The organism is Clostridium sp. SM-530-WT-3G, assembly GCF_012843905.1.
In the GTDB taxonomy this organism is placed as follows: Bacteria; Bacillota; Clostridia; order Clostridiales; family Clostridiaceae; genus Clostridium.
Genome location: NZ_JABAGC010000098.1, coordinates 1 through 698, shown reverse-complemented (window position 1 = coordinate 698; position 698 = coordinate 1). Strand labels below are relative to the sequence as shown.

The window sequence follows — 698 nt, the reverse complement described above, 5'->3', positions numbered from 1 at the left end:
GGCTCAACACTAAAAACTGCGCTTGACAACTAAATTACCAATATTTACAGATAAAAAATGCACTTAAAATCCTGTAATCTATAAGTTGCGACACAATACGATTACGAGGATAAATAAGTGCATATAAAGGATATCAATAAATTACTAAACTTGCAAGATATAAATATTGTTAAAATTTCAGATGTTTATGAAAATTCAGTAGAAATCATATTAGAACCACTAAATTATATTCAAAACTGCCCTTGTTGCAATAATAGAAATGTTATAAGAAAAGGTAGTTCAGGTTATAGAAAAGTAAGACATTTGCCTTTATGTGGCAATAAAACTTTTTTATTATTACCTAAAATAAGATTATATTGTAAAGATTGCTTGATTAATTTTACATTTAAATATAGTTTCATTAATGGCAAATCAAGATATACCAATCAATATAATGATAATTTAGCTAACGCTGTTACGGGTTCAACCGTAGCGCATGCTTCTGAGTTTACTGGAACTCCATATAGTACTGTAGAGCGTATTTTTAAGAATTATCTTAATAATGTAAAACCTAAAATATGTGCTGAAGCTTTAAAATTAAGCAAAAATACTGAAAGATTAATAATAGGAATTGATGATTTTGCTATAAGAAAAGGACATTCATATAATACGGGAATACATGATTTGAGAAATGAAACTTTGCTTCACCTTGTGAAGGG

The 698-nt window shown here is 27.8% G+C and carries 1 protein-coding gene; it reads left to right on the top strand.

Annotation, left to right across the window (positions count from 1 at the left end; genetic code table 11):
- Nucleotides 1–117: 117 nt before the first annotated feature.
- Nucleotides 118–698: transposase family protein (locus HF850_RS15385; RefSeq protein WP_169106286.1), on the top strand; the 581-nt coding region annotated here is incomplete at its 3' end.